The following is a 6406-nucleotide window of genomic DNA, read 5'->3' as shown; positions in this document are numbered from 1 at the left end:
CCATCAGCAACGATGGGCAGACGATTGTCAGTGGCGGTAGTGACGGCACAGTGCGATTGTGGAATCGCCAAGGTCTTCTCTTAACTGAACCATTGCGTGGTCATGAGGGTGATGTCAATTCTGTGACCATCAGCAACGATGGGCAGACGATTGTCAGTGGCGGTAGTGACGGCACAGTGCGATTGTGGAATCGCCAAGGTCTTCCCTTAACTGAACCATTGCGTGGTCATGAAGGTTTTGTCTATTCTGTGACCATCAGCAACGGTGGGCAGACGATTGTCAGTGGCGGTAGTTACGGCATAGTGCGGTTGTGGAATCGCCAAGGTCTTACCTTAGCTGAACCATTGCGTGACCATGAGGGTGATGTCAAGTCTGTGGCCATCAGCAACGATGGGCAAACGATTGTCAGTGGCGGTGATGACGGCACAGTGCGGTTATGGAACCGTCAAGGTCTTCCCTTAGCTGAACCATTGCGTGGTCATGAGGGTTGGGTCTATTCTGTCGCCATCAGCAGTGATGGGCAGACGATTGTCAGTGGCGGTAATGACGGCACGGTGAGGTTGTGGAACCGCCAAGGTCTTCCCTTAGCTGAACCATTGCGTGGTCATGAGCATATTGTCAAGTCTGTGGCCATCAGCAACGATGGGCAGACGATTGTCAGTGGCAGTGATGACTGCACAGTGCGGTTGTGGAATCGCCAAGGTCTTCCCTTAGCTGAACCATTGCGTGGTCATAATGAGGATTATGTCGATATTGTCAATTCTGTGGCCATCAGCAACGATGGGCAGACGATTGTCAGTGGCGGTAGTGACGGCATAGTGCGGTTATGGAATTGCCAAGGTCTTCCCTTAGCCGAACCATTGCGTGGTCATGAGGATGATGTCAGGTCTGTGGCCATCAGCGCCGATGGGCAGACGATTGTCAGTGGCGGTAATGACGGCACGGTGCGGTTATGGAACCGTCAAGGTCTTCCCTTAGCTGAACCATTGCGTGGTCATGAGGGTTGGGTCTATTCTGTCGCCATCAGCGCCGATGGGCAGACGATTGTCAGTGGCGGTAATGACGGCACGGTGCGGTTGTGGAATCGCCAAGGTCTTCCCTTAGCCGAACCCTTCCGTGGTCATGAGAGTCGGGTCTATTCTGTGGCCATCAGCAACGATGGGCAAACGATTGTTAGTGGTGGTAGTGATGGCATAGTGCGGTTGTGGCGGGGTAGTTGGCGTGCATGGTTGCAAGTCTGTTGCGACAGGTTGCGTTACCATCCCATCTTCACCAATCCGCAAACAGAGGAAGCAAAAGCCGCTTGCGAAGTCTGCCGTAAATATGTTTGGAGTAAAGAACATGGCTAGGGGCACGGCAATGCCGTGCCCTTACAATGGTCTGTACTTATTATCTCCACCATTTAGGCTCAGAACTCCAGCTTTCACCTTCAGAACTCGGAACTTCGACCTTTGAACTCGAAACTTCAACCTCTGAACTCGGAACTTCCACCTTTGAACTCGAAACTTCGACCTCTAAACTCGGAACTTCCACCTTTGAACTCGAAATTTCGACCTCTGAACTCGAAACTTCATGCTCAGAACTGCAACATCCGAGATCCAAGGCTTAATAATGGTGATTCAAGGGCGAATATTTTCCTTATTATTCCATCTTCACAAACCTGCAAACTAAAGCTACCACAAATATCTTGCGTAGGGGCACAACAATGTTGTGCCCTGATACAACTGTTCACCCCAGCCAAGAATTTATTTGTAATTTCCCGTAAAGGAATTAGTATCATTTAAATTTAATATGCATCGTGTAAAACAATATTGTTTCTTGTTGAGATGCCAAATGGGTTGGGGGGCACGGCATTGCCGTGCCCCTACAATGACTCAGATGATCTAAACTGGAACTACGTTGTAAGCACTCTAATGATGGCGCAAATCACATTTAAGGTTGAAGCATTTTGGGATTCAGACGCAGAAGTTTGGGTAACAACTAGTGATGATGTACCTGGATTGGTAACAGAAGCTTCTACCATTGAGGTTTTGATGCAAAAGCTACGAGAAATAATTCCAGCACTGATCATTCTCAACAAAATTGTCCCTCCTGACTATGTGGGTTCTATCACCTTTGAGTTAACCAGCCATCGACAAGAGTTGATTAAGGTGGCTTCATAGATGGGTGCGTCGTTTACTCCTGAGTTGAAAAAGATGCTTTCAGAAGTTGGGTGTTACTTTGAACGGCAAGGCAAAGGAGATCATGAAATCTGGTACAGTCCAATTACAGATCGTCGGTTTGTTGTAGACGGAACCATCAAATCACGCCATACCGCTAATGGAGTTTTGAAACAAGCTGGACTTCTTAAAGCCTTTTAGGGAGGTAGCAAGTAGTAAGTAAGGACGGTAGAACAGGAAAATAGACTTCTAATCAGCAAGCTTGAGGCTGGGAACTCGGAACTTCGTGCCTTGAACTGCAACAACCGAGTTCTAAGGGTGAATGGTGGTGAATCAAATGTATTGGAAATGGGGCTTTAGACTATTAATTGTATTCTTCGGGCTGTGGCTGCTCCTGGATTTGGGTTCCCGCATGGGAGCAGAGATTTTTTGGTTTCAGGAAGTCGGCTACCTCCAAGTATTTCTCTTGAGGGTGGTAACTCGTGGTGTTTTGTGGGTAGTGGTGGCTGGGATAACTGCTGCCTATTTACTGCTAAACCTGGCTCTCGCACAACGGTTAAAATATCCCCAGTCTTTGAAGATTGAAGAAGTGAGGCGTGAGGAAGCAGAACTGAGCAGCGAATTAAAGAATTTTCTCAGTCCTCATTATCAAACACGCAACGAAACCCGGACACTTACGCCACAACGCCTTAAACCATTCAGATTGCGCTGGTTATTACCCCTAGCTTTCGTACTGAGCTTGTTGATCGGGTTAATGCTGGCTCACTATGGTCAAATTGCTCTTTCTTACTGGCATCCTCCAGTTAATAAAGCTAGTCAACCCATTATTGTCCTATTCCGACCAGAGACAATCTGGCAACTGTTGAGGCAGATTGTCTCTCAAGTCTGGTATCTCGGCTTAATTGGGGGAGTAACGATCGCAATCTTAATTTATCCCCAATTTTTATTAACTGCGATCGCAATTCTCTTCAGTCCCATTTTTGGGTTGATTGTATTCCAAAACTGGGCAAAGGTGCTGCAATATTTTCACCCCACCCTTTTCAACAGCACTGAGCCTTTATTTGGTCGAGACATCAGCTTTTACGTCTTTTCCTTACCCTTTTGGGAACTGCTAGAACTCTGGCTGATGGGATTATGTTTGTATGGCTTTGTCGCCGTTACTCTCACTTATCTCTTGTCGGCTGACAGTTTGAGTCAGGGGATTTTCCCTGGTTTTTCACCCCAGCAGCAGCGTCATTTATCCGGTATGGGTGGCTTGTTGATGCTGGTAGTGGCTCTGAGTTACTGGCTGAGTCGCTATGAACTCGTGTATTCTAACCGTGGTGTTAGTTATGGTGCCAGCTACACGGATGTGATAGCCCAGTTGCCAGCTTATACCGTTTTGTGCATTGTGGCAGTAGCAATCGCAATTTACCTACTTTGGCGAACGTTTTTCTGGAAACCCAAATCCCAGTATCGTCGCTTGGTATTTTACGGATTAGGGGTTTATCTAGTACTAGTTGTATTAGCTGATGTTGTTGTACCTACTGTGGTGCAATATTTAATTGTCTTACCTAATGAGTTACAACGGGAGCAACCCTACATTCAGCGGACTATCGCTTTGACTCGCCAAGCATTCGATCTAGAGGCGATCGATTCCAGAGGCTTCAACCCTCAAGGAACACTGACTGAAGCTGATATTCAAGCTAATGACTTGACAATTCGGAATATTCGCCTTTGGGATCAGCGACCACTGTTAGAAACTAACCGTCAGCTGCAACAAATTCGGCCATATTATCGGTTCCCCGATGCCGATATTGATCGGTATACTCTGAAAACAGATGTAATTTCCCGCCGACCATCTGCCCCTCGAAAACCACCAGAACCTCAGCAGGAAGCAATTGAATCAACAGAAAGGCGGCAGGTACTGATTGCTGCACGAGAATTAGACTACACTGGCGTACCACAGGAAGCTCAAACATGGGTTAACCGCCATTTAATTTATACCCACGGTTTCGGGTTTACTGTTAGCCCAGTTAATACAGTTGGGCCGGGTGGGCTACCAGAATATTTTGTCAAAGATATTAGCGGTGATAGTAGCGCTCTGACAACTTCCAGTGAAGCCATTCGTGAAAGTATTCCCATTGGGCAACCCCGAATTTATTACGGTGAAATAGCCAATACTTATGTGATGACTGGCACAAGGGTTCGAGAGTTAGACTACCCAAGTGGTAGTGATAATGTTTACAACTCTTACGATGGTCTGGGTGGCGTTGAAATCGGTTCAGCATGGCGACGGTGGTTATTCGCCATGTATTTGAAAGATTGGCAGATGGTGCTGACGCGGGACTTTTTGCCACAGACAAAGGTGCTACTGCGGCGAAATGTCAAACAAAGAATTCAAGCGATCGCACCTTTCCTCAAATTTGACAGCGACCCTTATTTAGTAGCCGCTGCGGCTAATCAAGATTTCCCAAGTAATCCCAGTTATCTTTACTGGATTGTTGATGCTTACACAACAAGCGATCGCTATCCTTACTCAGACACTAGTAACGACGGTATCAATTACATTCGTAACTCGATCAAGGTAGTGATTGATGCCTACAACGGTAGTGTTAATTTCTATATTGCCGATCCCAGCGATCCGATCATTGCTACTTGGTCAAGGATATTTCCCAACACCTTCAAACCGCTCAGTGCTATGCCAGTTACTCTCCGCAGTCATATTCGCTATCCTGTGGACTTTTTCAAAATTCAATCTCAGCGGTTGATGACCTACCACATGACCGACCCACAGGTATTTTACAATCGGGAAGACCAGTGGCAGATTCCTAACGAAATCTATGGCAGTGAAACCCGTCCGGTAGAGCCTTATTATTTGATTACTAGTCTACCCACTGTACCGTTTGAAGAATTTATTCTGCTTCTACCTTATACTCCCCGACAACGGACTAATTTAATCGCTTGGTTAGCGGCGCGATCGGATGGCGATAATTACGGTAGGCTATTACTATATACTTTTCCTAAAGAAAGACTGGTCTACGGCCCAGAGCAAATTGAGGCGCGGATTAACCAAGACCCAGTGATTTCTCAGCAAATTTCCCTGTGGAATCGCCAGGGTTCGAGAGCAATTCAGGGCAATCTACTAGTAATTCCCATTGAAGAATCGCTGCTGTATGTCGAGCCAATCTATCTAGAAGCCACACAGAATAGCTTACCAACGTTGGTGCGGGTAGTCGTGGCTTACGAAAACCGGATTGTCATGGCACAAACCTTAGAACAAGCATTGCAGGGAATTTTTAAACCAGAAGTCACACCAGCCCCTGCGATTATTCGTCCCTTTGAAGAAGCAGCCCCACCAGGTTAAGCCTAAATAGTTACATAGGGCGACAGTTAGCGTAGACGCACAGCGGCTTGTCGTAAGACATCGCCATTAACAAAATTTATTGCAACAGACATAGTTTAATAGTTCAACATATGTAATAGACACTAAAAGTTAATGAACATGGTGCAAAGTAACCAACTAGAGATTCGCCACATTAGTCCTAAAGTGAGGCAGTTGATTCAAATGTACGCCGATGTTAATAACTGTACGCAACCTGAGATGTTGGAACGCATTGTTTTGGAGTGGAACGCCCAACAAAGCGAGAGCGAGCGACCGCCAGGAGACGAAGATGAATAACTTTCTGCTACAATCTTTAGTCCCCTTCTAGCGATAGGCTTTCATGAATTTGGCTCTTTAGTTGTAGAAAAACTTTCTAGAGATTGGATCTTGTTTGAGGGATTGAATAAAATCCCTCAAAGTCATCATGCTGCCCGTTAAGGTGAACTTAGGAGTGCCATTTGGAGCAACAATTCTCACTTCACCATCTTGGATCTGAATCTTATTTTTAATACTATCCCATAGAGTATCGAAGCTCTCATCATCCTTGCAACCATTGGCTTCAAGGAATCTTTGGTGTACTTCTGTTTTTAGTGCTAGTGCTTCCGCTGCTTGAGTCCGCGCCTCAAAGTGCTTAATTACATCTTCGTAAGCACTCTCTCTGAGAGTTTTGTTTTCAGCCTGAACTTGCGCTAACTGAGTTTTTATAGCTTGTAGTTGGGACGCTAAAGCGGCTGATTTCTGGTATTCAAGTTTTAAGGCTTGCTTTGCATTCGCTAACAAGGCTTTATAATCTAGCTGATCTTGATCTTGATTTTTTTCGGATTGCATTTTTATCTCTTGATCAACAGATTTTCGGTGAAAAACTCTCGTCAGTTCTATTACA

General features: G+C 45.9%; 7 protein-coding genes. 6 read left to right on the top strand and 1 reads right to left on the bottom strand.

Going from position 1 to position 6406, the window contains the following annotated elements; all coding sequences use genetic code 11:
• The 6 genes from ACEYW6_RS04805 to ACEYW6_RS04780 all read left to right on the top strand — a co-directional run.
• On the top strand, positions 1-1349 hold a 1349-nt coding region (locus tag ACEYW6_RS04805; RefSeq protein WP_412978819.1), incomplete at its 5' end, for a WD40 repeat domain-containing protein.
• Positions 1350-1375: 26 nt separating this feature from the next.
• Positions 1376-1609, top strand: coding sequence for a hypothetical protein (locus ACEYW6_RS04800; RefSeq protein ID WP_412978818.1), 234 nt, complete (start codon positions 1376-1378; stop codon positions 1607-1609).
• Positions 1610-1916: 307 nt separating this feature from the next.
• Entirely contained in the window at positions 1917-2162 is a 246-nt protein-coding gene (locus tag ACEYW6_RS04795) for a DUF1902 domain-containing protein (RefSeq protein WP_412978839.1), read from the top strand.
• Complete coding sequence (locus ACEYW6_RS04790; protein WP_412978817.1) at positions 2163-2360, top strand: type II toxin-antitoxin system HicA family toxin; 198 nt, start codon at positions 2163-2165, stop codon at positions 2358-2360. It begins immediately after the preceding gene.
• Positions 2361-2496: 136 nt separating this feature from the next.
• On the top strand, positions 2497-5505 hold the full coding sequence (locus ACEYW6_RS04785) for a UPF0182 family protein (RefSeq protein WP_412978816.1): 3009 nt from the start codon (positions 2497-2499) through the stop codon (positions 5503-5505).
• A gap of 132 nt (positions 5506-5637) precedes the next feature.
• Positions 5638-5820, top strand: a complete 183-nt coding sequence (locus tag ACEYW6_RS04780) for a hypothetical protein (protein WP_190893081.1) — start codon at positions 5638-5640, stop codon at positions 5818-5820.
• A 57-nt stretch (positions 5821-5877) separates the two neighbouring features.
• On the opposite strand, the gene ACEYW6_RS04775 is transcribed toward ACEYW6_RS04780, so the two are convergent.
• Entirely contained in the window at positions 5878-6351 is a 474-nt protein-coding gene (locus ACEYW6_RS04775; RefSeq protein ID WP_196510618.1) for a hypothetical protein, read from the bottom strand.
• Positions 6352-6406 lie beyond the last annotated feature (55 nt).

This window comes from Nostoc sp. UIC 10607 (assembly GCF_047228265.1).
Classification (GTDB): domain Bacteria; phylum Cyanobacteriota; class Cyanobacteriia; order Cyanobacteriales; family Nostocaceae; genus Nostoc; species Nostoc foliaceum_A.
This window is presented reverse-complemented; position numbering and strand designations above follow the sequence as displayed.